General features: G+C 54.7%; 19 protein-coding genes and 1 tRNA gene. 8 read left to right on the forward strand and 12 right to left on the reverse strand.

Annotation, left to right across the window (positions count from 1 at the left end):
- Positions 1–4: 4 nt before the first annotated feature.
- From ABJL60_RS06780 to purC, 6 genes are all read right to left on the reverse strand, one after another.
- Positions 5–2833 carry an Rne/Rng family ribonuclease gene (locus ABJL60_RS06780; protein ID WP_348373635.1) on the reverse strand — a complete coding sequence of 943 codons (2829 nt, stop codon included), beginning with the start codon at positions 2831–2833 and terminating at the stop codon, positions 5–7.
- 597 nt (positions 2834–3430) lie between these two features.
- Positions 3431–4765 carry a sigma-54 dependent transcriptional regulator gene (locus ABJL60_RS06785; protein WP_348285428.1) on the reverse strand — a complete coding sequence of 445 codons (1335 nt, stop codon included), beginning with the start codon at positions 4763–4765 and terminating at the stop codon, positions 3431–3433.
- A 14-nt stretch (positions 4766–4779) separates the two neighbouring features.
- Positions 4780–6594, reverse strand: coding sequence for an ATP-binding protein (locus tag ABJL60_RS06790; protein WP_348373636.1), 1815 nt, complete (start codon positions 6592–6594; stop codon positions 4780–4782).
- A 37-nt stretch (positions 6595–6631) separates the two neighbouring features.
- Entirely contained in the window at positions 6632–7300 is a 669-nt protein-coding gene (gene purQ / locus ABJL60_RS06795) for a phosphoribosylformylglycinamidine synthase subunit PurQ (RefSeq protein WP_108828234.1), read from the reverse strand.
- Positions 7300–7530 (reverse strand): phosphoribosylformylglycinamidine synthase subunit PurS, encoded by a 231-nt coding sequence (gene purS / locus ABJL60_RS06800; RefSeq protein WP_348285426.1) that lies wholly within the window; start codon positions 7528–7530, stop codon positions 7300–7302. Before purS ends, purQ begins: the two co-directional genes overlap by 1 nt.
- Before the next feature lie 37 nt (positions 7531–7567).
- On the reverse strand, positions 7568–8329 hold the full coding sequence (purC, locus tag ABJL60_RS06805) for a phosphoribosylaminoimidazolesuccinocarboxamide synthase (RefSeq protein ID WP_348373637.1): 762 nt from the start codon (positions 8327–8329) through the stop codon (positions 7568–7570).
- A 141-nt stretch (positions 8330–8470) separates the two neighbouring features.
- On the opposite strand from purC, the gene ABJL60_RS06810 reads away from it, so the two are divergent.
- From ABJL60_RS06810 to bmt, 3 genes are all read left to right on the forward strand, one after another.
- Complete coding sequence (locus ABJL60_RS06810; protein ID WP_348373638.1) at positions 8471–8776, forward strand: DUF1476 domain-containing protein; 306 nt, start codon at positions 8471–8473, stop codon at positions 8774–8776.
- A 169-nt stretch (positions 8777–8945) separates the two neighbouring features.
- Entirely contained in the window at positions 8946–10871 is a 1926-nt protein-coding gene (locus ABJL60_RS06815; protein WP_348373639.1) for a phosphatidylglycerol lysyltransferase domain-containing protein, read from the forward strand.
- 36 nt (positions 10872–10907) lie between these two features.
- Positions 10908–11921 carry a betaine--homocysteine S-methyltransferase gene (gene bmt, locus ABJL60_RS06820; RefSeq protein ID WP_348285422.1) on the forward strand — a complete coding sequence of 338 codons (1014 nt, stop codon included), beginning with the start codon at positions 10908–10910 and terminating at the stop codon, positions 11919–11921.
- 10 nt (positions 11922–11931) lie between these two features.
- Here bmt and ABJL60_RS06825 read toward each other — a convergent pair whose 3' ends face one another.
- Complete coding sequence (locus ABJL60_RS06825; protein ID WP_348373640.1) at positions 11932–12993, reverse strand: PA0069 family radical SAM protein; 1062 nt, start codon at positions 12991–12993, stop codon at positions 11932–11934.
- Positions 12994–13286: 293 nt separating this feature from the next.
- Here ABJL60_RS06825 and ABJL60_RS06830 point away from each other — a divergent pair, with 293 nt between their 5' ends.
- Complete coding sequence (locus ABJL60_RS06830; RefSeq protein ID WP_108830091.1) at positions 13287–13985, forward strand: B12-binding domain-containing protein; 699 nt, start codon at positions 13287–13289, stop codon at positions 13983–13985.
- Between the two features lie 72 nt (positions 13986–14057).
- Entirely contained in the window at positions 14058–14690 is a 633-nt protein-coding gene (locus ABJL60_RS06835) for a DUF1638 domain-containing protein (protein ID WP_348285420.1), read from the forward strand.
- Positions 14691–14746: 56 nt separating this feature from the next.
- Here the strand turns inward: ABJL60_RS06835 and ABJL60_RS06840 are convergent, their stop codons facing one another.
- Complete coding sequence (locus ABJL60_RS06840; protein WP_348285419.1) at positions 14747–15154, reverse strand: SufE family protein; 408 nt, start codon at positions 15152–15154, stop codon at positions 14747–14749.
- A 134-nt stretch (positions 15155–15288) separates the two neighbouring features.
- Here ABJL60_RS06840 and ABJL60_RS06845 point away from each other — a divergent pair, with 134 nt between their 5' ends.
- Positions 15289–15813: a hypothetical protein gene (locus ABJL60_RS06845; RefSeq protein ID WP_108828225.1), complete on the forward strand. Its 525-nt coding sequence runs from the start codon at positions 15289–15291 to the stop codon at positions 15811–15813.
- A gap of 58 nt (positions 15814–15871) precedes the next feature.
- Here the strand turns inward: ABJL60_RS06845 and rnd are convergent, their stop codons facing one another.
- The 3 genes from rnd to purM form a co-directional block, all read right to left on the reverse strand.
- The gene (gene rnd, locus ABJL60_RS06850; protein WP_348373641.1) at positions 15872–17032 is read right to left on the reverse strand and encodes a ribonuclease D; all 1161 of its coding nucleotides are present in this window, start codon (positions 17030–17032) and stop codon (positions 15872–15874) included.
- Between the two features lie 74 nt (positions 17033–17106).
- A complete protein-coding gene (purN, locus tag ABJL60_RS06855) occupies positions 17107–17700 on the reverse strand; it encodes a phosphoribosylglycinamide formyltransferase (protein ID WP_348373642.1) in 594 nt (197 codons plus the stop codon).
- Positions 17697–18743: a phosphoribosylformylglycinamidine cyclo-ligase gene (purM, locus tag ABJL60_RS06860; protein WP_348373643.1), complete on the reverse strand. Its 1047-nt coding sequence runs from the start codon at positions 18741–18743 to the stop codon at positions 17697–17699. Before purM ends, purN begins: the two co-directional genes overlap by 4 nt.
- Before the next feature lie 275 nt (positions 18744–19018).
- On the opposite strand from purM, the gene ABJL60_RS06865 reads away from it, so the two are divergent.
- Together ABJL60_RS06865 and ABJL60_RS06870 are read left to right on the forward strand one after the other, a co-directional pair.
- Positions 19019–20110: a porin gene (locus ABJL60_RS06865; protein ID WP_348285415.1), complete on the forward strand. Its 1092-nt coding sequence runs from the start codon at positions 19019–19021 to the stop codon at positions 20108–20110.
- Positions 20111–20183: 73 nt separating this feature from the next.
- Positions 20184–20260, forward strand: a tRNA-Ile gene (locus ABJL60_RS06870).
- Between the two features lie 679 nt (positions 20261–20939).
- Here the strand turns inward: ABJL60_RS06870 and ABJL60_RS06875 are convergent.
- Positions 20940–22610 carry a choline dehydrogenase gene (locus ABJL60_RS06875; RefSeq protein WP_348373644.1) on the reverse strand — a complete coding sequence of 557 codons (1671 nt, stop codon included), beginning with the start codon at positions 22608–22610 and terminating at the stop codon, positions 20940–20942.
- Positions 22611–22722 lie beyond the last annotated feature (112 nt).

Consider the following 22722-nt stretch of genomic DNA (forward strand, 5'->3'; position numbering starts at 1 on the left):
AAGCTTATTTGGAGCCCAAGGACCACCACCCGCGCCGTTTCGGCTTTGGTGGTTCTTCTGCTTTGGGCTCCGGTTCTGGTGCGGCTTGTGCAACAACAGGTTCCGGCGCCGGGGCTGGCGTTTCAGCAACAGGTTCTGGGGCAGCTTCCACAACAGGCTCAGGTGTGATCTCTGCAACCGGTTCTGGTGCAGCCTCTGCAGCACTTTCCGCAACAACAGGTGCTTGTGCCGCTTCCGCCGCTGCTGCGGCCTCGGCTGCCTTTTGAGCCGCTGTTTTACGCGGCGCACGGGCACGTTTCGGCTTTTCGGCCTTTTCCGGCTTCGCCTCTGCCTCAGGCGCTGCTTCTGCACCGTCCGCAGCTGCGACTTTCGCTTCGGCCTCTGCAGCCTTCTGAGCCGCCGTTTTGCGCGGCGCACGCGTGCGCTTCGGCTTCGCAGGCTTTTCTTCCGCTGCGACCTCTTCAGAGGCCGGAGCATCAGATGTCGGCGCTTCAGCCTTGGTCTCTTCGGGTGTTGCGCCTTCAGCTTGCGCCTCTACCGGTGCGTCTGCGGGTTTTGCAGGTGCTTCGGCTTGAGTCCCTTCGCCCTCGGGGGGCGCGTCTTCTGCATTTGCGTCAGACCCGTTTTCGCCGTCTTGGGACGACGATTTGCGACGACGACGGCGACGACGGCGGCGTTTGGGTTTGGCTTCTCCATCGTCAGTTGTAGGTGCTGTCCCGTCCGTGCTTTCTTTTGCTTCTGCTTCGATTTCAGCGGCTTCCGCTTTGTCTGCGGCAGCGGCATCCGCTTCGTCGATTTTGTCCATAATGGATGTATCAACCGACACAACCGCCGCAGAGGCTTCAGGCACACGGCGTGTCGCCGTCTTGAATTTCTCAAGGCTAAAATCGGGGCTGATCAGCGTTGGATCACCTTCAATCCGCACCGACATGCCGTACCGCGCTTCGATCTGGGCGATATGTTCACGCTTTTGGTTCATCAAGAAGTTGGCGATGCCAACCGGGCAACGCACCAAGACTTCGCGAGAACGACGGCGGGTGCCTTCTTCTTCGATCTGGCGCAAAATTGACAGCGCAAGGTTGTCATCGGACCGGATCAGACCCGTACCGTGGCAAGCTGGACATGGCTGTGTTGTCGCTTCGATCATACCGGGACGCAGACGCTGGCGCGACATTTCCATCAGGCCAAAGCCGGAAATACGACCTACTTGAATGCGTGCGCGATCCGTTTTCAGCTTGTCCTTCATGCGCTTTTCAACAGCGGCGTTGTTCTTACGCTCGTCCATGTCGATAAAGTCGATGACGATCAGACCGGCAAGGTCACGCAGACGCAATTGACGCGCGACTTCTTCAGCGGCTTCCAAGTTGGTCTTGGTCGCGGTTTCCTCGATGGAACCCTCTTTGGTGGCCCGACCAGAGTTCACGTCAATCGCCACAAGCGCTTCGGTGACGCCGATCACAATGTAGCCACCGGATTTCAGCTGCACAGTGGGATTGAACATGCCTGCCAGATAGCTTTCCACCTGATAGCGGGCGAACAAGGGCAGCGTGTCTTCATAGCGCTTCACGTTTTTGGCGTGCGACGGCATGATCATCTTCATGAAGTCTTTGGCGATGCGGTAGCCCCGTTCACCTTCCACAAAGACCTCGTCGATGTCGCGGTTGTACAGATCACGGATAGACCGTTTGATCAGGTCACCTTCTTCGTAGATTTTCGCGGGCGCAATGGACTTCAACGTCAGCTCGCGGATCTGTTCCCAAAGGCGCAGCAGATATTCGTAGTCACGCTTGATCTCGGCCTTGGTGCGTTTGGCCCCTGCGGTGCGCACAATCAGACCTGCGCCAGTTGGCACTTCGATTTCGTTGGCGATTTCTTTCAGTTTCTTGCGGTCGGCTGCATTGGTGATCTTGCGTGAAATGCCGCCCCCACGGGCCGTGTTTGGCATCAAGACGCAGTAGCGACCTGCCAATGACAGATATGTGGTCAGGGCAGCGCCTTTGTTGCCGCGTTCTTCTTTGACAACCTGAACCAGAAGGATTTGACGTACTTTGACAACTTCCTGAATTTTGTAGCGACGTGGGCGCGGCTTGCGGACCGGGCGAATGTCTTCGCTGTCGTCTTCATCAGCAACAGATTCGATGCTGTCATCTTTGGAAGTGGCGTCGGCGCTTTTGGCTTCTTCGCCATCGTCATCCTCAGCATCGGATGCATCGTCGTCTTCAGCGGCCTCTGCCGTTTCGTCAGAAACGTCAGCAACGGGTGCGTCGTCTTCTGTTTCAGACGCATCAGGGGTCTCAACAGGGGTTTCCTTGACTGTCTCCATCGGAGACGAGCCCTCTTCGACAACACCCGCATCCTCGGACGCATCGTCCAGATCAATGGTTTCCATGCCCTTGATCTCGTCGCTTTCGACCTCAGCCGTGACGACGGCGTCATCCGACGCGACATCTTCAGCTTTGGATTTGCTGCGTGACCGACCACGCGAGCGGGACCGCGAACGTTTGGGCTTGTCGTCTTCTTCTTCGCGGGCTTTTTGCGCTTCGGCATAGGCACGCTCTTCCTCCATCAGGGCCTCACGGTCCGCAACGGGGATCTGATAATAATCAGGGTGGATCTCGCTGAACGCCAAGAAACCATGGCGATTGCCGCCATAGTCAACAAAGGCCGCCTGTAAGGACGGCTCAACACGGGTTACTTTTGCGAGGTAAATATTGCCAGCGAGCTGGCGTTTGTTTTCCGATTCAAAGTCGAATTCCTCGACCTTGTTGTCGTCAACAACCACAACACGCGTTTCTTCCGCGTGGGTGGCATCGATAAGCATTTTCTTAGGCATGGTGTCCGTTTGCACAAACGTAGAAGCGGCCTCCCCGGAGGAGCGGCAACTTTAGGGATGTGTCTTGTCAGGGCGATTGGGGACGGCGCAGCACATGCGAAGGCCGAAAGGCCCCCTGCTCTGTGTCTCAATATCGTCGCGCGCGTCATCGCGTTTCTTCTCCGACGCGCAGTGCTTCAGGGGTAGCCCCTGCAGCCAGCGCATCCATTATTTGCCGCGAAATGAAAGATCATTTTCGTCAGCGTTCTCATGACCCGTCGCCGGGTCCAATCGGTCTGTCTGGTCTTGGGGACTGGGCCTTGCCGCAGCCATCCGGTGTCCAGAACAGCGAAACTCATATATCGGTGCTGACGCGATACCGTGTCAGTCGACCTATCCCTTTAGATAAGTGGAAACACAAACCAAATACAATGGGCAATGTCCGACATAGACAGATATTCGACACCAAAGGGAAAAGGCAAAGACAGCCACAGGTTGGTCCCGTTTCCTTTCGCCCAAAATACTTCGGGGTTTGGGGCAGCGCCCCATGCCACCCCCCGGAACCTGCGCCCAAGATCAGAAACACAGATGTAAGGTGCAGTTCACTGCACCACGCGGCTATAGGTAATCGGAGCGCTGCAAACCGTATTTGGCCATTTTTTCATTCAAAGTACGGCGCGGCAAACACAGCTCATCCATAACAGAGGCGATGGACCCTTTATGACGGCGCATTGTGTTGTCGATCAGCATGCGTTCAAACGCTTCCACATATTCCTTCAACGGCTTGCCTTCGGTGGTCATGACGGGCTGCATTTCTTCGTGATCCGACATCAGCAGTGACGCGATGGTGCCTGACCCACGACGCTCTTGCAGCACCGCGCGTTCCGCTACATTGATCAGTTGGCGCACGTTTCCAGGCCAGGGGGCTTGCAACAGCTGCGCGGCCTCTTGGGCAGACACTTTGGGGGCGTCACAACCATATTCTTCTGAAAACTGCTCACTCAAACGGGTAAACAAAGTCAGAATGTCTTCGCCACGCTGGCGCAACGGCGGAACAGTGATTTTCAATGCAGCCAAACGGTAGAACAAATCAGGGCGCAATGCATCTTCGCATGTGCGACCCGCTTCTTGCATGTTGGAAATGCCCACTATGCGGGTCTCTGCGGGGGTGCCTTGATCGTTGATGACACTCAGCAGGCGGGCCTGCAGGGTTTCGGACAGCGCTTCGATGTCCTCCAACACAAGCGTGCCACCACGGGCCTCTTCAACAGCAGGCAATTGCGTGTCTTCGGGCAACATCGGACCAAAAAGGCGCTTCGACAGCACCTCTTCTTCTAGGGCAGAGCAATTGACCAACACGAATTTCTTGCCAGCGCGTGATCCCACAGCATGCAGCGCATGCGCCACAAGCGTTTTGCCTGTGCCGGTTTCGCCATCAATCAATACGTGCCCATCAGCTTGACCAAGGTCCAGAATATCTTCGCGCAGACGCTCCATGACGGGCGATTGGCCAATCAGTTTTTTCATCAACTGGCCGCCGTCAGACAGCTCACGGCGCAACATACGGTTGTCCATGACAAGACGACGCGCGTTGGTGGCTTTCTTGGCCAATTGGCTCATGCGATCAGGATTGAACGGCTTTTCCAGAAAATCAAATGCACCGACCCGCATAGCCTCAACAGCCATCGGAACATCACCGTGGCCGGTGATCATGATGACAGGCAAAGCACTGTCATGGCCCATCAGTTTTTTCAAAAACTGCATCCCGTCCATGCCGGGCATCTTGATGTCGGAAATGACAATGCCCGGATATTCGGGACCAAGGGTTTTCAACGCGTCTTCCGCGCTGGCAAATGTTTCTGTGTCGTAGCCCGACAAAGCCAACCACTGGCTGATGGATTGACGCATATCCTGTTCGTCGTCGACGATCGCGATTTTCATAGCTTGGGTCATGATCTTTTGTCTTCCTATTCCGCCGCCTGATTTTTACCAAACGGGTGCATGGTCATGCCAGCAGGTGGCATCGTTTTGGCTATCATCTCGCCTTCTTGTTCGGTCAATATGGGAAGCTTCATTTCAAACACTGCCCCTCCATGTTGACCGTCACGGGCTGTGAGACGTCCCCCCAAATCGTTGACGATGCCTGATGAAATGGCAAGGCCCAGCCCAACGCCGTCACCGGGCTGCTTGGTGGTGTAGAAGGGCTCAAAAAGGCTGTCGAGGTCCGCAATACCCTCACCATTGTCACGCACCGTCAGGGTGGCGGTTTCGCCAGCAGACAGGATGATATCGACATGCGGATGGCGGGCAGCCTTGGTGGCGTCCAATGCATTGCGCAACAGGTTCACCATGACCTGTTCAATACGCATACGATCCCCCATGACAAGCACCGGTTGATCGGGCAAAATACGACTGATTTCGACCTGACGCTGGCGCAGTTGCGGCTCCATCATGGATAGGCTGGACGCCAGCGCATCGGCCATGTTTACAGGGGAAAGCGTCTCTGCGCCCTTACGAGCATATGACTTAAGCTGACGGGTGATGGCGCCCATGCGCTCAATCAGATCATCGATGCGACCAAAGGACGAAAGTGCTTCATCCGGGCGATTGCGATTAAGCAACAAACGCGCCCCCGCAAGATATGTTTTCATCGCGGCCAGCGGCTGGTTCAGCTCATGTGAAACAGCTGCGGACATTTCGCCTAACGCCGCCAGTTTGCTGGATTGTTCAAGGGTCTGTTCGGCCACGGCCAAGGTCTCTTGCACCCTTTGTCGTTCGGCGATTTCCCGCTGTAGACGCGCGTTCAACTGGCGAAGCTCTGCCGACTCGCGCTGCACAAATGCCATGCGCCCCGCCGTGCGCCGGCTTAAGAAATAAAACGCCAGCGCCAGCAGAATCGCAAACCCCATAATCTCGATGGCCAAAACCCCGTTCACCCGCTCGCGCACAGAGGCGTAGGTGGTGAATGATTTCATGCGCCAGCCCCGAAACGGAATCTTGTTTTCCAACCGCATCACAGCTTCGCCCTGCACATAGGCGTCGGGGGGCAAAGCCGTCCAATCTGCGGTCGCCTGAATGGCGCGTTGAATGGCGCTTTGGGGGTTTTGCCGCGCCAAGGCGTCTTCTTCGGTGCGCCCCCGCCAGCGCGGTTCCGTTGACAAAATGATCGTGCCGGTGCTGTCGGTCACGATCAAAGCATCCGAAATCCCCGCCCAAGCGCGTTCGAATTTTTGCAGATCCACCTCGACCAGAATGACACCCAAAGTGTCTCCGCCCGCCTGCATGCGTCGCGAATGTGTAAACCTGTACCCGCCACTTTCCCGCTGACCCACCGTGAAAATCGTCCCTGATCCGCGTAAAGCATCCAGAAAATAAGGCTTAGATCCGTGGTTGGACCCAAGCAAATTCCGGTCCGTTGCAGCCACAGTGCGTCCGTCGCGATCCAAAAGCATCAAAGACGCCGCACCGATTTCTTCCACAAAAGACAGCAACCGCTGCGTTGACCGGGAATAGTCCGAAGAATTCAAAGCCCCCAACAACGTGGGATCACGCGACAAGAGTTGCGGAACGATAGAGTTCTGACGCAATTCAGCCTGCAGGTTGCCGGAATACAACGCCAAACGCAGTTCCGCACGGTTGCGCGTGGTTTCAGTGAAGCGGTCCGTCAACAATCTGTTGGTGATGGATATTGTGGCGACAGCCAACACCAGCAACAATACAAGCGCCAGACGCACCCGCCAGCTGATGGCTTTGTTCTTACTGAAAACGCGTTCACCGACCATGGCAGGCACCGTAACCCGCCTAAGTCCCAGTCTCAAGTTACGCGGGCGTCAACGCGCCCGTCAACGCGCGGAAAAGCGCCTGTCCATCCGTTCCACCATGCCCCGCATCCGCTGCCCGTTCCGGGTGAGGCATCATGCCAAGAACACGACGATTTGCAGATAGAATGCCGGCAATATCGGCTTTCGCGCCGTTTGGTGTGTCGGTGTAGGTGAAGGCAATCCGGTCTTCGCCTTTCAACTGGGCAATCACGTCGTCCTCAGCAAAGTAGTTGCCATCGTGGTGCGCAATTGGAATGTCGATCACATCCCCAGCGTTGTACCCTTCGGTGTAGGCGCTTTGCGAAGTTTCTACTTTTAAACCAACAGTTTTGCAGATGTACTTCAACCCGGCATTGCGCAGCAAAGCCCCTGGTAGAATACCGGTTTCGGTCAAAACCTGAAAGCCGTTGCAGATACCCACGGCATAGCCACCCTTTTCGGTATGGCTGACAATTTCACGACAGATGGGCGAGTTCGCGGCAATCGCGCCACACCGTAGATAGTCGCCAAACGAAAAACCGCCCGGAACGCCGACAATATCGACGCCGTCAGGCAGTTTCGTGTCTTTGTGCCACACCATCGACACCTTGGCGCCTGCCGCCTCGAAGGCCACCGCCAAGTCGCGGTCGCAGTTCGATCCCGGAAAAACAACAACCGCTGCGTGCATCAGCCCATCTCCACGCTGTAGGATTCGATGACTGTGTTGGCCAACAGCTTTTCACACATGTCGTTGACCTGCGCTTCGGTGGCCCCGTCGGCCAGATCCAGTTCGATCACTTTACCCTGACGCACACCTTCAACGCCGTCAAACCCCATTGCGCCAAGTGCGTGGCGCACGGCCTCGCCTTGCGGGTCCAAAACACCGTTTTTCAGCATCACATGCACACGTGCTTTCATGTCAGTCGTCTCCGAATGGTCGTTGGTTAAGAGGGGATCAGTTGATCAAAGTAGGTTTTGTAATGGGCGTCGAGTTTTTGGGCATAACCCCCAAACGCGTCGCCACTTCTGTATAGGCATCAGCAAGATTGCCCAGATCGCGGCGGAAGACGTCTTTATCAAGCTTCTGGCCTGTTTCCATGTCCCACAACCGGCAACTGTCCGGGCTGATCTCATCTGCCACAATCAAGCGCTGGTAGTCGCCGTCATAGATGCGGCCGATCTCGATTTTGAAATCGATCAGCTTGATGCCGACACCGTACATGACGCCGGACAGGAAATCATTGACCCGCAATGCCAAAGACAAAATATCGTCCATGTCTTGCTGGCTTGCCCAACCAAAGGCCGCGATATGTTCCTCGGAAACCAGCGGATCGCCAAGACTGTCGTCTTTATAGCAATATTCAACAATAGGGCGCGGCAGTTGCGTGCCTTCTTCAAGCCCCAGACGCTTTGACATTGTGCCCGCTGCATAGTTGCGCACGATCACTTCCAAAGGCACGATTTCGCAAGATTTGCAAAGCTGCTCACGCATGTTCAGCCGTTTGATGAAATGCGTCGGCACCCCGATCTGGTTCAAACCGACCATGAAGTATTCACACAGGCGGTTGTTCAACACGCCTTTGCCTTCAATGACGTCCTTTTTCTGCGCGTTAAAGGCGGTGGCGTCATCTTTGAAATATTGCACGATCGTGCCGGCCTCTGGGCCTTCATAGATGATCTTTGCTTTGCCTTCGTAGATTTTGTTGCGCCGAGCCATGGGCGTCCTTTCAAAGGTTGGGCGGTGAGTCCCGCCATTCTGGCGTTCTCATACGCCAAGGGCGGGTTTGGGGCAAGCAACCCCCTTGCCGCAGCCCCTCAGCGTTACCATATTTTTAAGAACCGACCCAAGGAGAACCACATGAGCACCTTTGATGACCGTGAAAATGCCTTTGAAAACAAATACGCCCATGACGCCGAGATGCAATTTAAGGTCGAAGCCCGACGCAACAAACTTCTGGGCTTATGGGCTGCAGCCTTGATGGGAAAAGACGGCGACGACGCAGACGCCTACGCCAAAGAGGTGGTGAAAGCCGACTTTGAAGAAGCGGGCGACGAAGACGTCTTTCGCAAAGTGGCAGGCGATCTTGGGCACCGCGCATCTGAGGAAACGATCCGCGCCCAGATGACTGCACTGATGATCGAGGCAAAAGACCAATTGCTGTGATGCAAATCTGCTGTTTGGCCTGAATATTTGATTAAGTTAAATTGTTGCGAAAAACCCGAAGGTGTTCCCGCGCAAAACGGGTTTTCCCAAGTGGTTTTTGGGCAAAATTAAGGGGTTGGTGACGGGTGCCCCCTAGCTTGGAAAAGCCAAGCGAAGGGACCAAAGCCCCATGTCCATCATCAAACAGCGCGTCCTGCCAAAGACTATGCGGGCCGCGGTACCTTTGGCAGTTCTGCTGGGCTGCGGTTATTTGTTGTCGACCAAAATCACTTTAGACACAGTCATGGCGCTGCCCGCCCAATTGGCGCATATCACTTGGCAGGCATGGGTCGCATCGGTTGCTCTGACTGTGATCAGCCTGTGGGCCGTGGGGCGCTATGACGGTGTTGCGCATGCACATTTCAAAACACGCATCCCCAATCATCAAGCCCGTTGGACCGGATCCATGGCCATTGCCTTGGCCCAAACACTGGGGTTTGGGTTGTTCACAGGTGCAGTCGCGCGGTGGCGCATTCTAACAGACTTAAGCCTGCCCAAAGCGTTCCAAATATCCGCGTTTGTGTCGCTGTCTTTCGTGATCAGCTGGGTCGTGGTCACGGCTTTGGCTTGCATCGTTCTGAAGGGTCCGAATTGGGCCTTTTGGCCGTCGGTTGGCGTACTGTTGGCAGCCCCAGTTTTCGCGTGGCTTTTGTTCCGCTTTCCAGCATTCGACTTCAAACGACTGTCCCGCAGATTTGACGGGGTTCGGCTCCAGTTTCCGACACTTCGATCAGCGGGGGCTTTGCTGTTATGGGCAAAGATGGATACATTTGCTGCCGCCGCTGCTTTTTTTGTGCTTTTGCCAACTGACATTGCACCTGAAAGCGCCATTGGCTGGGCCGGTTTCATTCCAGTGTTTTTGTTGGCGCTTGGGGCGGCGTTGATTTCAAATACACCGGGCGGCGTTGGACCCTTTGAGCTTGCGTTGTTTACGATGCTGCCGCAGATTCCAGTCGATGCGTTACTGACCAGTATTGTGGCTTTTCGACTGGTCTACTACGCAGGTCCTGCCGCATGTGTTCTGCTGGCTTTGTTCATTCCGTTTGGCGCAAAACCCCGCCAAGTCCCCTACCCTATCCCCAATCTTTCAGACGCGCCAAATTCCGAACTTGGGATTATCAAGCAGAACGGTGGCTACATTCTGGCGGCCCCAAAAAGCGCAATTGCAGTTTGGCCTACGGGGCAAACACTTACAGCACTCTGCGATCCGATTGTTGGCGATGCGCAAACCGCCATAATTGCATTGACCGCAGAAGCCCAAACAACCGGACGCATGCCATTCATCTACAAAAGCAACAGCAAAACGGCATCGATCGCACGCGCCAGGGGGTGGGTTGTTATGCATATCTCTGATGATGCTTTATTAACGCCTGTCTTGTTCAATCTCGACACACCGGCACGACGCGGGTTACGGCGCAAACTTCGGGCTGCGAAGAAATCCGGTGTCATGATCCAGTCCGCAACAAATCCACCATGGACCCAGATGGCGTATGTCGATGCTGCGTGGCAGACCGCCCACGGGTCGGCACGCGGTGGGACTATGGGGCGCTTTTGTCCGGACTACCTTTCCGACCACTTTATTGCTTTGGCATTTTGCGATGACGATTTGGTCGCCTTTGCAACGTTTCAGCGCTGCAAGCACGAATGGTGTTTGGACGTGATGCGCCACACGGACCAAATGCCAGATGGTACCATGCACGCCCTTGTAACACATGCCGTGCAGGCCGCAGCCTCCGCACAGATCGCACGGGTCAGCCTTGCTGCGACACCCGCCTGCCCTGATCCGTCTCGTGCAATGTTTCGATGGGCGGCTAAAATCGCCGTGACCCGCGCGGGGGGACCAGGATTGCGCCAGTTTAAATCTGCCTTCGCACCAAGCTGGCAGCCCCGATACGCAGCAGCCCAAAACCAGCCCAGTTTGCTGCTTGGGTTGGCCGACATCGCACGCGAAGTACACCACCCCGCACAAATCGAACCTGTTTTCCCCGGGGCCCCAATACACAACTTTCATAATGTTGATGAAAATTATGAACTGGCCTCACAACACGCATCATGACAGCAGAAGCAGAACAAACGCGAGAATGGACTGCCAATGCCAAATATTTTCAACCAAATGCTTGCTGAAAAAGGTGTTTTGCTGGCGGATGGAGCCACGGGAACAAACTTGTTTGACATGGGTTTAATGTCTGGCGATGCACCGGAGCTTTGGAATACCGATGAACCTGCCAAAATCCATGCCCTTTACAAGGGGGCAGTAGATGCGGGCAGCGATGTATTTCTTACCAATTCTTTTGGGGCCAATGCGTCGCGCCTGAAACTGCACGGCGCAGAAAAACGTGCACATGAACTGAGCCGGGTCGCGGCGGAAATCGGGCGCGAAGTGGCAGATACATCGGGGCGTAAAGTCATCGTTGCCGGATCCGTCGGGCCAACCGGGGAAATCATGGCGCCAATCGGGGAACTGACCCACGCCTTGGCTGTCGAAATGTTTCACGAAACCGCAGACGGGCTGAAAGCCGGTGGCGCAGATCTGGCTTGGGTTGAAACCATATCGGCGCCAGAAGAATACCGTGCTGCGGCCGAAGGTTTTGCGCTGGCGGGCATCGACTGGTGTGGCACCATGAGTTTCGACACGGCCGGGCGCACCATGATGGGTATGACCAGCGCCGACATGGTGTCTATGGTGAATGAACTCACAAACGCGCCTTTGGGGTTTGGGGCCAATTGTGGAACCGGCGCCTCAGATTTGTTGCGTACAGCACTTGGCTTTAAAGCCGCTGGCGCTGTGTTGCCGGTTATCGCCAAAGGCAATGCCGGCATCCCCAAATATGTTGACGGGCATATTCACTACGATGGCACGCCTGCGTTGATGGCGGATTATGCCGTAATGGCGCGTGCATGCGGCGCAAGTGTCATTGGCGGATGCTGTGGCACAAAACCAGTACACCTTGCCGCTATGCGAGAGGCCCTGGACACGCGCGACATGAAAGAAGCCCCAACGTTGGATGAAATCGTCGCAAAACTGGGCGATTTTTCTTCTGCCTCAGATGGCACCGGCGACGACACGCCTGCGCCACGCCGCACACGCCGCCGTCGTTCAGCCTAAAACACGCGGTTTACAAGAAAGACATTTGCGCACCTGGTAGAACAGGTGCGCGAAACAGATCTGTGCGCAATGCAGCCCCTTCCGTCTGCAACCCCAACCGGCGCACTGCAATCGCAAAACGCTTGGCAACCATTTCGGCATACGGCCCCTCGCCGCGCATGCGCTTGCCCCATGCCGCATCATAAAGCGCCCCTCCGTGCATTTCGCGCAACCGCGCCAGAATACGCGACGCGCGGTCAGGGTAATGCGTCCCCAACCATTCCTGAAAAAGCTCTGACACTTCACGCGGCAAACGCAACATAATCCAAGACGCATGTGCAGCACCCGCGTCACGTCCCGCTTCCAAAATGGCTTCCAGATCGTGATCCGACAACGCAGGTATCATGGGCGAAGCCATGATGCGCACCGGAATGCCTGCATTCGCCAAGCGTTCGATTATCTGCAAGCGTCGTGCGGGGGATGGTGCGCGGGGTTCCATCAACCGTGACAGTTTCGGGTCCATCGTGGTGACCGAGATACCGACACGCACCAGATTACGCGTTGCCATATCCTTTAAGATGTCGATGTCGCGTTCAATCAAAGCCCCTTTTGTCACGATGGCAACCGGATGTTGGCAGGCTTGCAAAACCTGCAAAATGCGGCGGGTTATCCCATGGGTTTTCTCAAGCGCCTGATAGGGGTCAGTGTTGGTCCCCAAAGCCAGCGTCGCCACTTTGTAGGATTTGACCGCCAGTTCCCGTTCAAGAATTTGCGGGGCTTCTGGGCGTGCAATCAAACGGCTTTCAAAATCCAAACCGGGCGACAAGCCCAGATAGGCGTGACTTGGACGCGCAAAACAATAAACGCACCCGTGTTCACAGCCACGGTATGGGTTGATGGCGCGGTCAAACGGCAAATCCGGTGAACGGTTGTAACTTATGACGCTGCGGGGGCGTTCCAGCCTGACATGTGTACGCAACACAGAGGGTGCCTCACGGCCCCAGCCATCATCGATGCTGTCACGTTGCAAAGTTTCAAAGCGCCCTGCCCGATTGCTTTGCGCTGCACGGCCTCTTGCATCAAATTCAGTCATTCTTCACTTATAGAACGAATAATGAACATGAACAATATTGGACAATGAACCCTCAAGTTTCATTTGGGTTCATGATGCGACAAGGGTATGATTTTATTGCGACAAGTCACAAAGGGGGATTAGGGGAAATAGCATCCGGTTACACACATTCCCCGCATCACGTCAGAAAAATTCAATGTGACAAGTCGCCATTGAACCGGACGATGTCGTAATTCGAAAAGTGAACATGCGACATTGTGTCAAAACGGAAAAAAACCGGTGCACTGGGTCCGGCCTATACCAAAGGAAACAACATGTCAGACGAAGACGATATCATCCTGTCAGAACTGGACGACGAAGAACTGGTTCAACAGATGTTTGACGACCTTTATGACGGCCTCAAAGAAGAGATCGAAGAAGGTGTTAACATCTTGCTGGAACGCAAATGGGAACCTTACGACATCCTGACCAAAGCCCTTGTTGGCGGCATGACCATTGTGGGCGCCGACTTCCGTGATGGCATTTTGTTTGTGCCAGAAGTGTTGCTTGCAGCCAATGCGATGAAAGGCGGCATGTTTATCCTGAAACCACTTTTGGCGGAAACGGGCGCCCCCCGTGTGGGCAAAATGGTCATCGGCACTGTCAAAGGCGACATTCACGATATCGGCAAAAACCTTGTATCGATGATGATGGAAGGGGCCGGCTTCGAAGTTGTCGATCTTGGGATCAACAACCCTGTCGAAAACTATCTGACCGCGATCGAAGAAGAAGGCCCCGACATTCTTGGCATGTCGGCCCTTTTGACAACGACGATGCCCTACATGAAAGTTGTGATCGACACGATGATCGAACAAGGCATTCGCGACGACTATGTTGTTTTGGTCGGCGGCGCTCCTCTGAACGAAGAGTTTGGCAAAGCGATCGGCGCAGACGCCTATTGTCGTGACGCGGCTGTTGCTGTTGAAACGGCAAAAGACTTTATGTCACGCAAACACAATCAAATGTCTGCCTGAACAGGTCTAAAACGCAATAGAAACGCCTGTTCCGCCACACCGGAGCAGGCGTTTTACTTTTCAGGAGAGCGCATGCATATTGACGACAGCACATTGACCGAAAATGGTCTGACGGTCACAAAAGCCGGACGCATTTTGCTGATTGCTTGCGGGGCATTGGCGCGTGAAATTCTGGATTTGAAGGCCGTTAATGGCTGGGACCATATGGATCTGACGTGTTTGCCCGCCAAGTATCACCTTTATCCTGAAAAAATCACAGAACACGTGACAAAAGCCGTGGAAAAGCACCGCGACACCTATGCCCAAATTTTTGTTGTATATGCGGATTGTGGCACCGGCGGGCTGCTGAAATCCGCCTGTGATCAACTGGGCGTGGATATGGTCGCCGGTCCACATTGCTACAGTTTTTTTGAAGGGAATGACCGGTTTGCGCAACAAAGCGAGACCGAGATCACAACCTTCTACCTCACCGATTTCCTTGTACGTCAGTTCGATGCATTTGTGATCAAACCCATGGGGCTGGATCGTCATCCCGAACTGCGCGATATGTACTTCGGCAATTATGAAAAACTTGTGTATCAGGCGCAAACGGACGACGCGGCGCTGACGGAAAAGGCGAAAGACGCGGCCACACAACTGGGGCTGGCGTTTGAACGGCGCTTCACGGGCTACGGTGATCTGGCAACAACACTTGCCAAAATTTGATGCATCTTTTCGCCTGAAATATCCCGGGGGAGTCCGATAGGACGGGGGCTGGCCCCCTACCCCGCTTGGGCCACAGAACGCACACGTTCAATCATAGCACGCAACCCGTTAGAGCGTTGTGCGGACAAATGGTCGTTCAAGCCCAACCGTCCCATTTCAACGCGTGCATCCACGGCAAGAACGTCTTCCAAGGTCAGCCCGTTGTACAACCGACGTAAAACCGCAATCAGGCCGCGGACGATCATCGCGTCACTTTCCCCGTCAAAGTACATGCGGCCGCCATCAATGGTCGGATGCAACCAAACCTGCGATGCACAGCCATCAACCTTGGTGGCAGGGACCTTCAGCGCGTCATCCAAAGGGGGCATTTCCTTGCCCTGATCGATAACGTATCGATAGCGGTCTTCCCAATCCTCAAGGAATTCGAAATCCTCAACGATCTCTTCGAAACTTTCACTTGCCATGGCAGCCTCACAAACTGTTGTCGCTCACAGGTAGGCCGCAGCGCAACAAAGGTCCACACCCATTTGTCCAAAGGCTTTTCAAGGGCCACCCGATAGGCTACCAAAAGGAAAACAAACCAACAGGCTTTTTGCGCATGCGTATTGTCACTTCTGCTCTTTTGATTTCCCTGATGTCCGTCACGGCCTGTGGCGCGATCCGGGAAAGCCGTGTGAACCCATGGAATTGGGGCAACAGCACATCGGAACCTGTTGAACAAAAAGAGGCCAAAGTCGTGAATCCCCTGATCCCGCAAAAGGCCGGTTTGTTTTCAAACCTGCGCCGCCGAGATGCGGAATATCTGGGTGAACCGATTGATCAAGTCACCGGTTTGGTCATTGAGCGGGTTTCAGGCGGCGCTTTGATCCGCGCAACGGGCATAACAGCCACACAAGGCGCGTATCAAGTTCAGCTCACACCTGAAAACGAAGAAGAGGAAGCGGTGGACGGCGTTCTGACCTATCGTTTTGAAGCCCGTAGCCCCGAAACACCCACTGCCGTCGGAACCCAGCGCACGCGAACAGTCGTTGCGGCGCGGCAATTGTCCAACAAGCAACTCAGCGAAGTCCGCACAATCCGAGTGATAGCAGCACGCAACGTGCGCACAACACGCAGACGCTAAACGGCTAAAAACACACGATAAAATTCATTTTGACTAGAGTGACTGAGACGGGTGCGCCTTAGTCCAATTCTACAATTTTGACGTCATTGCCCACGGCTGCCAAGGCAATTTTGCCCTCGCACAGACGCAACGCATCATCACCGAACACCTCTGCCCGCCATCCGGACAAGGCCTGTACATCGCGTAAACCACCGGCCAAAGCGTCCAAATCAGAAGCCGGCGCAATCAATTTTGCCGCTACTCCGGCACTTTCGGTTTTTGCTTTCAACAACACACGCAGCAAATCGGCCAATGCCGGATTAACCTGCAATTTTTCGCGTGTCCGGTCCGGTTTAGGCATCTTGTCGGGTGCGCAATTCACACCCGTTTCGACCGCTGCCAAGATACCGTTTGCGATGTCACCTTTACGGGCCTCTCGCAACAACAGACGCGAACGCCCCAGATCTTCAGAATTCTTCGGTTTGTTGCTGGCCAATTCCACAAGCGCGTCATCTTTAAAGACACGGTTGCGTGGAATGTTACGAGATTGCGCGTAGCTTTCGCGGAACGCTGCAAGTTCGCGCACAATCGACAGGAACTTGGGCGAGCTGGTGCGGGTCTTCACGCGCTTCCATGCGTTTTCAGGCGCAATAATGTAAGTGTCAGGCGAGGTCAGAATACCCAACTCTTCTTGCACCCAACGGCTGCGCCCGGTTTCTTCCAGTTTGGCAGCCAGAAATTCATAGATCTGACGCAGATGCGTCACGTCGGCCAAAGCATAGGTTTTTTGCGCATCCGTCAAAGGTCTGCGTGACCAATCCGTAAAGCGCGATGTTTTGTCGACACCTTGACGCACTATTTTGCGCACCAGTGTCTCGTATCCGACTTGTTCGCCAAAACCACACACCATGGCCGCCACTTGCGTGTCGAACAAAGGTTCTGGAAACACGCCTGCTTCAACGAAGAAAATTTCCAGATCTTGACGGGCCGCGTGAAACACTTTGACCACGGAAGTGTCGCGAAACAGCTCATAGAGCGGTTCAAGCGACAGACCCTCAGACAATGGATCCAACAAAACGGCCTTGCTGTCATCCGTTCCGGGCATCGCCAGTTGCACCAGACACAGCTTGGAATAGTAGGTGCGCTCGCGCAGGAACTCCGTATCAACCGTAACATAAGGATGGGTCTGGGCCTCTTGGCAGAAGGCCGCCAAGTCTTCGGTCGTCGTCAAAGTCCGCATTGCGTATCAGTGTTCCTTTTTGGGGGGATGAGCCCGGTCGGCAATACGTACACCATTGGCACGTCCTTGACCAGTCAGCGCAGGCGCAACATGGTTTTGTTGCCACGAATAAATTGTGTCAAAACCGCAGGGTACAACCTGTGTTCCTGAACAAGGACCCGTGCGGCCAAATCGTCTGCGGTATCGCCAGCCAGAACCGGTACTTCGGCCTGCCCCAGCATCGGCCCATCATCCAGTAATGGCGTGACTTCGTGCACAGTGCATCCATGAACCGTGTCACCTGCATCCAGTGCCCGTTGGTGGGTGTGAAGACCTTTGTACTTGGGCAACAAAGACGGATGAATGTTCAGCATGCGCCCCTGCCATCCGCCCACAAACCTTTCCGTCAGAACGCGCATGAACCCGGCCAGACAAATCAGGTCCAATGTGTAGGGCGCCAATGCGGCAGACAGCGCGTCCTCGAACGCGGCCCGATCGCCTTTGAAAGGGCGATGATCCACAACGACCGTATCGATCCCCTGCCCTTTGGCCCAAGTGATGCCGCCTGCGTCCGCATTGTTGGACACCACAGCCGCCACATGGGCGACATCGTCATTGCGCATCGCCTCTACCAAGGCCCGCATATTAGACCCGCCACCCGAGACAAAAATGCCGATCCGTTTGCTCACAAAAGCGTGCCCGTGTAGCGCATGCCCGCGCCTTGCGTGACATGGCCGATGGCGTGAACGGTTTCGCCGTGTTCTTGCAACAAAGCCGTGATCGCGTCGGCCTGATCCGCTTTGACAACAGCAATCATACCAAGTCCTGCGTTGAACGTCTTGAGCAACTCAGCTTCTGCCATGCTGCCTTGTGTCGCCAGCCAGCGAAACACTGCTGGCAATTCCCATGCGTCCAAATCCACGTCCGCGCCCAATCCTTCGGGCAACACACGCGGCAGGTTTTCTGTCAAACCACCGCCCGTGATGTGGGCCAAGCCATTTACGCCGCCCGACTTCACGGCCGCAAGCACGGATTTCACATACAAACGCGTTGGCGTGAGCAAGACCTCGCCGAGCGATCCCGCATCCCAAGGGCATGCGGCGTCCCATGTCAGTCCACTGTGTTCTACCAAACGGCGCACCAATGAATACCCGTTGGAATGCACACCGTCCGACGCCAAACCTAACAACACATCTCCCGCGGCGATGTTTGATGGCAAGTCCTCGCCACGCTCCATCGCCCCCACGCTGAAGCCCGCCAAATCAAAATCACCCGCAGGGTACATGCCCGGCATTTCCGCTGTCTCACCACCGATCAGCGCACAGCCGGACAATTCGCACCCCAGTGCAATGCCTTCAACGATGCGCGCCGCCTGATCGACTTCCAGTTTTCCGGTTGCGAAATAATCTAGAAAAAACAATGGCTCTGCACCTTGGCAGACCAGATCGTTGACACACATCGCAACCAGATCAACACCAACGTGGTCAACATTCCCCGTATCAATCGCGATACGCAGCTTGGTGCCCACACCGTCTGTGGCTGCAACCAAGATCGGATCGGTGTAGCCCGCGCCCTTAAGATCAAACAAAGCCCCAAAGCCACCCAGACCGGACATCACACCGGGGCGCGCCGTCCGTTTGGCTGCCGGTTTGATACGGTCAACAAGCGCGTTGCCTGCATCAATATCAACACCCGCATCGGCATAGGTCACTGCGTTTTTTTGCTCTGTCATGGCTGGCCCCCAAGGCATCAGATACATTTAAACGCCTGTTACAAGAGGCGCAGCTTTTGCGCAATGCTAAGAGCATCCAGAGTTCAAGACCAACTGGTTCACAACTGCATCACGATTTCCACACGGCCACATCACAGCCCCACGCAAGAAGGTGCATCGCAGTGAGCACCTTGTGACGCCACATCCCCAACAAAGGCGCATAGCTTTGTAAACACGTTCCTAAAGTTCGATCCCAGACGAACAACGGGTGCGCCACACTTACAAAGGTCTCTGCAATGAAATCAACACTTTACACAACCGCAACCGCAGCCCTGCTGCTTGGAACTGCATCCAGCGCATGGGCCGAGGTCAAACCCATCAAAGTCACCAGCGATGACAGCGCATTTCGCCTGACCTTCTCCGGACAACTGAACCGCGGCATCCTTTTGACAGACGATGGCGAAGATACAGACGCGTTTTTCGTCGACAACGACAATTCATCCACGCGATTTCGTTTGAACGGTGAAGCCGATGTCGGGTCACTGACAGCCGGTTTTGTTGTCGAAATCCAAACGGAATCGAATTCTACAGCATCCGTGAACCAGAACATACAATCCGTCAGCTTGGAATTTGATCCCCGCAAACTGGAAATCTTTTTGGCAGGCAACTTCGGGACACTGTACCTCGGCCAAGGCCAAACCGCCTCTGATGGCACGTCGGAACAAGATTTATCTGGCACCACCGTCGTCGGCTATTCCGGTGTCGCGGATTTTGCAGGCGGGCTGTTGCTGCGTCAGGCTGATGGCACATTGACCGCAATCAACGTAGGTTCCGTGTTTGCAAACTTTGACGGCCAAAGCCGCCGCGACCGCGTACGTTATGACACGAACAAATTTGGCGGCTTCAGCCTATCGGCAGGTTTCAACGACAACGAAGGCGGCGACATCGCATTGCGGTACGCAGAGACTTTAGGGTCCGTGAAACTTGCGGCGGCCTTGGCCTATTCGCGCACCGACACGTTGAGCCGGGTCAACGGGTCAATCTCGGGGTTGCACGAACCTTCGGGTCTCAGCCTTACACTTGCCGCAGGGCGCGACGATCTGGATGCAGGCGGACGCGATCCGGAGTTCGGATATCTTAAGGTCGGCTACCAAACCGACAAGATTTCGAAATGGGGCAAGACCGCGTTTTCCGTCGACTATTACGATGGCTCCGACATCGCATCCCTGAACGATTCTTCCGAAAGCTACGGCCTGCAAGTTGTGCAGAACATCGAAAAAATCAACACAGAGCTATACGCCGGCTTCCGCACATACAGCTATGAAAACGGCGGCCCTGCCCTGAACGATCTTGATGCTGTGCTGGTGGGCGCACGGTTCAAGTTTTAAATCAAAAACAAGCGGGTGGCCCATCGCTTCCCGCTTGACGATTCCCGGCCCGCGATTTACCCAAAGCCATGGCGGGCCTGTAGCTCAATTGGTTAGAGCAGAGCGCTCATAACGCTTTGGTTGCGGGTTCAAGTCCTGCCGGGCCTACCAAACATCATTTATTATCCCTTTTTTATAGGGATTTAGATGAATTCTTGACGAACCTTTCAGGGTGGTTCGTCAAATTTTGTTCCGCTTTCGTGCCCGTAAGTCGCAAAAATGCTGAATCAGCCATGTCCCGCCGCCCGAATGTCTCATAGTACTTTTGAGCCATCGACGGCGTCACGTGACCACTGACCGCCATTATTTCGTGGGGCGTTCCACCTGCTTCCGCGATCCTACGGCAAATCGCTTTGCGTACCGCCAACGACGTTTCCCGTGTCGATCCTTGTAGCAGCTAGCGCCCAGGTATGACCTTGGCAGCGATGATCGAGAAGCCGACGGAAGAAAATCTTCGCATATTAACCGTTAATGTGGGGTGCAGCGACTGGCAAAGTTCCCAGACCAGCCGTTCACGGGGGCTGCGGTTGATGTCTCGAAAGAGCCCTCTTTGACCAATTCCGCGTAACGCACGAATGTCGGCTTAGCCGTTTCGTAAGGGCGTTAAATCTCTGTACCTAGGTCTTTCTATTATTATTGCCTTCATTTTTCGAACCACGCAAATCTGCACGAGACGCGCCTCTCATTTTTGGTGGGCTTCGTGGAAAATTCTATTACGAACATAGAAGGACAGATTGGCGATGTTAAACCAATCATCTGCCCATTCCTATTTTGCCCGGGCCGTACCGACTTAGCGTTGGGTCGTCTCGTAGTCAGTACTTTGCCACGTCTTTGCATCGATACGTGCCAATGGATCCCTACCCAGAATAGTGTCGCTGAGTTTTTCGGCCATCATGATCGTTGGCGCGTTTGTGTTGCCATTGGTCACAAAGGGCATGATCGACGCATCAACCACCCGCAACCCAGACAGCCCGTGGACTTGCCCAGTCGCATCGACGACGGCATGTTTGTCGTTCTTTGCCCCCATGCGTGCCGTGCAAGACAGGTGCCATTGGCTGGTCGTGTGAGTGTTCAATTTGGCATCCAGTTCTTCATCGGAATTGGCATCAGCGCCTGGGAAAATCTCATTGCCTTTGAGGCCATCAAAGGCGGGTTGTTCGACCAGTTCACGTACAAGCCGGATACCTTTTCGCAATAAGTCGCGATCGCGTTCGTCCTGTAGATAGTTCACGAAAATACGCGGCGGATCGGCAGGGTCGCTAGAGCGAAGTTCGATTTTCCCCCTGCTGTGCGCACGCATCAATCCGACATGGATTTGAAACGCATGTTCCTGCAAAGGTGCCCATGTTTCATCGTCGACAGCAATTGGTGAAATGCAGATTTGCAGGTCTGGATATTCCACGCCGGGTCCAGATCGAATGCAGGCCACTGAATCAAAGTGATTGGATCCGCAGATACCCTCACGGGTCAACATCCACTGAACTCCGGCGGCAAGTTTGGAGATGCTTTTCGTCTTGGGCCAAAGAGATACGGGTTGCAGGCATTTGAATTTCAGAACGAAATCGGGATGGTCATGGAGGTTCTGGCCAACGCCGGGCAGGTCTGCTTTGACGTCGATGCCCATAGATTGCAAATGATCGGCGGGGCCAATGCCGGACAGCATCAAAAGATGCGGCGACCCGACCGCGCCTGCGCTAAGGATCACCTCTTTTCGCGCTGATACGTCAACCATTTGGCCCTTGCCATTTTTATAGGTGACGCCGGTGGCGCGGCGACCTTCTAGGTTCAGCCGTTGGACCAGTGCTTTGGTCACAATGGTTAAATTTGAACGGTCGCGCACTGGATCAAGATATCCACGCGCTGCGCTCCAGCGCTCACCGTTATGGACGGTGCTGTCAAAAACCCCGAAACCTTCTTGGCCAAATCCACTAATGTCATCGGTGGTTTCATATCCGGCCTCTTCACCGGCCTTGATAAAGGCCAAGGACAATGGGTCTGTGGGATTGCCACGTTTCACATGCAATGGCCCGTCGCCGCCGCGAAAGTCGTCCGCGCCTCCGCTGTAGGTTTCCAAGTGTTTGAAGTATGGCAGGACATCCGCGTAGCCCCATCCCTCACAACCGGACTGCCGCCAACCTTCGTAATCCAATGCATTGCCACGGATAAACACCATGCCATTGATGGAAGAAGAACCACCGATTGTTCGGCCGCGATCGTGCTGAATTTGACGTCCATTCAATTCGGGCTCTGGTTCACCCTGAAAGGCCCAATTGTGTTTGGTGCTTGTGAGGTTCGACAGCACTGCGGCAGGAATTTTCAACGTAAGTGCGTTGTTTTCAGGACCAGCCTCGAGCAACAGAACCTGAATTTCGGGATCACTGCTTAGGCGGTTTGCCAGCACGCAACCGGCTGAGCCAGCGCCAACGATGATGTAGTCAAATTCCATAGGCGTGTTTTTCATGTTGTGCTCCTTGGCAGGTACGAAACCGGGAAGAGGAGGCATGCTCCAAATCAATATTCATACCAATGTATAGATAAATATAACATTAGACAAGAAACTTACCATTGGTTAG

This window comes from Ascidiaceihabitans sp. (genome assembly GCF_039986515.1).
GTDB lineage: Bacteria > Pseudomonadota > Alphaproteobacteria > Rhodobacterales > Rhodobacteraceae > Ascidiaceihabitans.

What these genes read in the sequence shown, in the direction of transcription:
- ABJL60_RS06780 (WP_348373635.1), bottom strand. Translation starts at nt 2,833, where the DNA reads ATGCCTAAGAAAATGCTTATCGATGCCACCCACGCGGAAGAAACGCGT.
- ABJL60_RS06785 (WP_348285428.1), bottom strand. Translation starts at nt 4,765, where the DNA reads ATGACCCAAGCTATGAAAATCGCGATCGTCGACGACGAACAGGATATG.
- ABJL60_RS06790 (WP_348373636.1), bottom strand. Translation starts at nt 6,594, where the DNA reads ATGGTCGGTGAACGCGTTTTCAGTAAGAACAAAGCCATCAGCTGGCGG.
- purQ (WP_108828234.1), bottom strand. Translation starts at nt 7,300, where the DNA reads ATGCACGCAGCGGTTGTTGTTTTTCCGGGATCGAACTGCGACCGCGAC.
- purS (WP_348285426.1), bottom strand. Translation starts at nt 7,530, where the DNA reads ATGAAAGCACGTGTGCATGTGATGCTGAAAAACGGTGTTTTGGACCCG.
- purC (WP_348373637.1), bottom strand. Translation starts at nt 8,329, where the DNA reads ATGGCTCGGCGCAACAAAATCTACGAAGGCAAAGCAAAGATCATCTAT.
- ABJL60_RS06810 (WP_348373638.1), top strand. Translation starts at nt 8,471, where the DNA reads ATGAGCACCTTTGATGACCGTGAAAATGCCTTTGAAAACAAATACGCC.
- ABJL60_RS06815 (WP_348373639.1), top strand. Translation starts at nt 8,946, where the DNA reads ATGTCCATCATCAAACAGCGCGTCCTGCCAAAGACTATGCGGGCCGCG.
- bmt (WP_348285422.1), top strand. Translation starts at nt 10,908, where the DNA reads ATGCCAAATATTTTCAACCAAATGCTTGCTGAAAAAGGTGTTTTGCTG.
- ABJL60_RS06825 (WP_348373640.1), bottom strand. Translation starts at nt 12,993, where the DNA reads ATGACTGAATTTGATGCAAGAGGCCGTGCAGCGCAAAGCAATCGGGCA.
- ABJL60_RS06830 (WP_108830091.1), top strand. Translation starts at nt 13,287, where the DNA reads ATGTCAGACGAAGACGATATCATCCTGTCAGAACTGGACGACGAAGAA.
- ABJL60_RS06835 (WP_348285420.1), top strand. Translation starts at nt 14,058, where the DNA reads ATGCATATTGACGACAGCACATTGACCGAAAATGGTCTGACGGTCACA.
- ABJL60_RS06840 (WP_348285419.1), bottom strand. Translation starts at nt 15,154, where the DNA reads ATGGCAAGTGAAAGTTTCGAAGAGATCGTTGAGGATTTCGAATTCCTT.
- ABJL60_RS06845 (WP_108828225.1), top strand. Translation starts at nt 15,289, where the DNA reads ATGCGTATTGTCACTTCTGCTCTTTTGATTTCCCTGATGTCCGTCACG.
- rnd (WP_348373641.1), bottom strand. Translation starts at nt 17,032, where the DNA reads ATGCGGACTTTGACGACGACCGAAGACTTGGCGGCCTTCTGCCAAGAG.
- purM (WP_348373643.1), bottom strand. Translation starts at nt 18,743, where the DNA reads ATGACAGAGCAAAAAAACGCAGTGACCTATGCCGATGCGGGTGTTGAT.
- ABJL60_RS06865 (WP_348285415.1), top strand. Translation starts at nt 19,019, where the DNA reads ATGAAATCAACACTTTACACAACCGCAACCGCAGCCCTGCTGCTTGGA.
- ABJL60_RS06875 (WP_348373644.1), bottom strand. Translation starts at nt 22,610, where the DNA reads ATGAAAAACACGCCTATGGAATTTGACTACATCATCGTTGGCGCTGGC.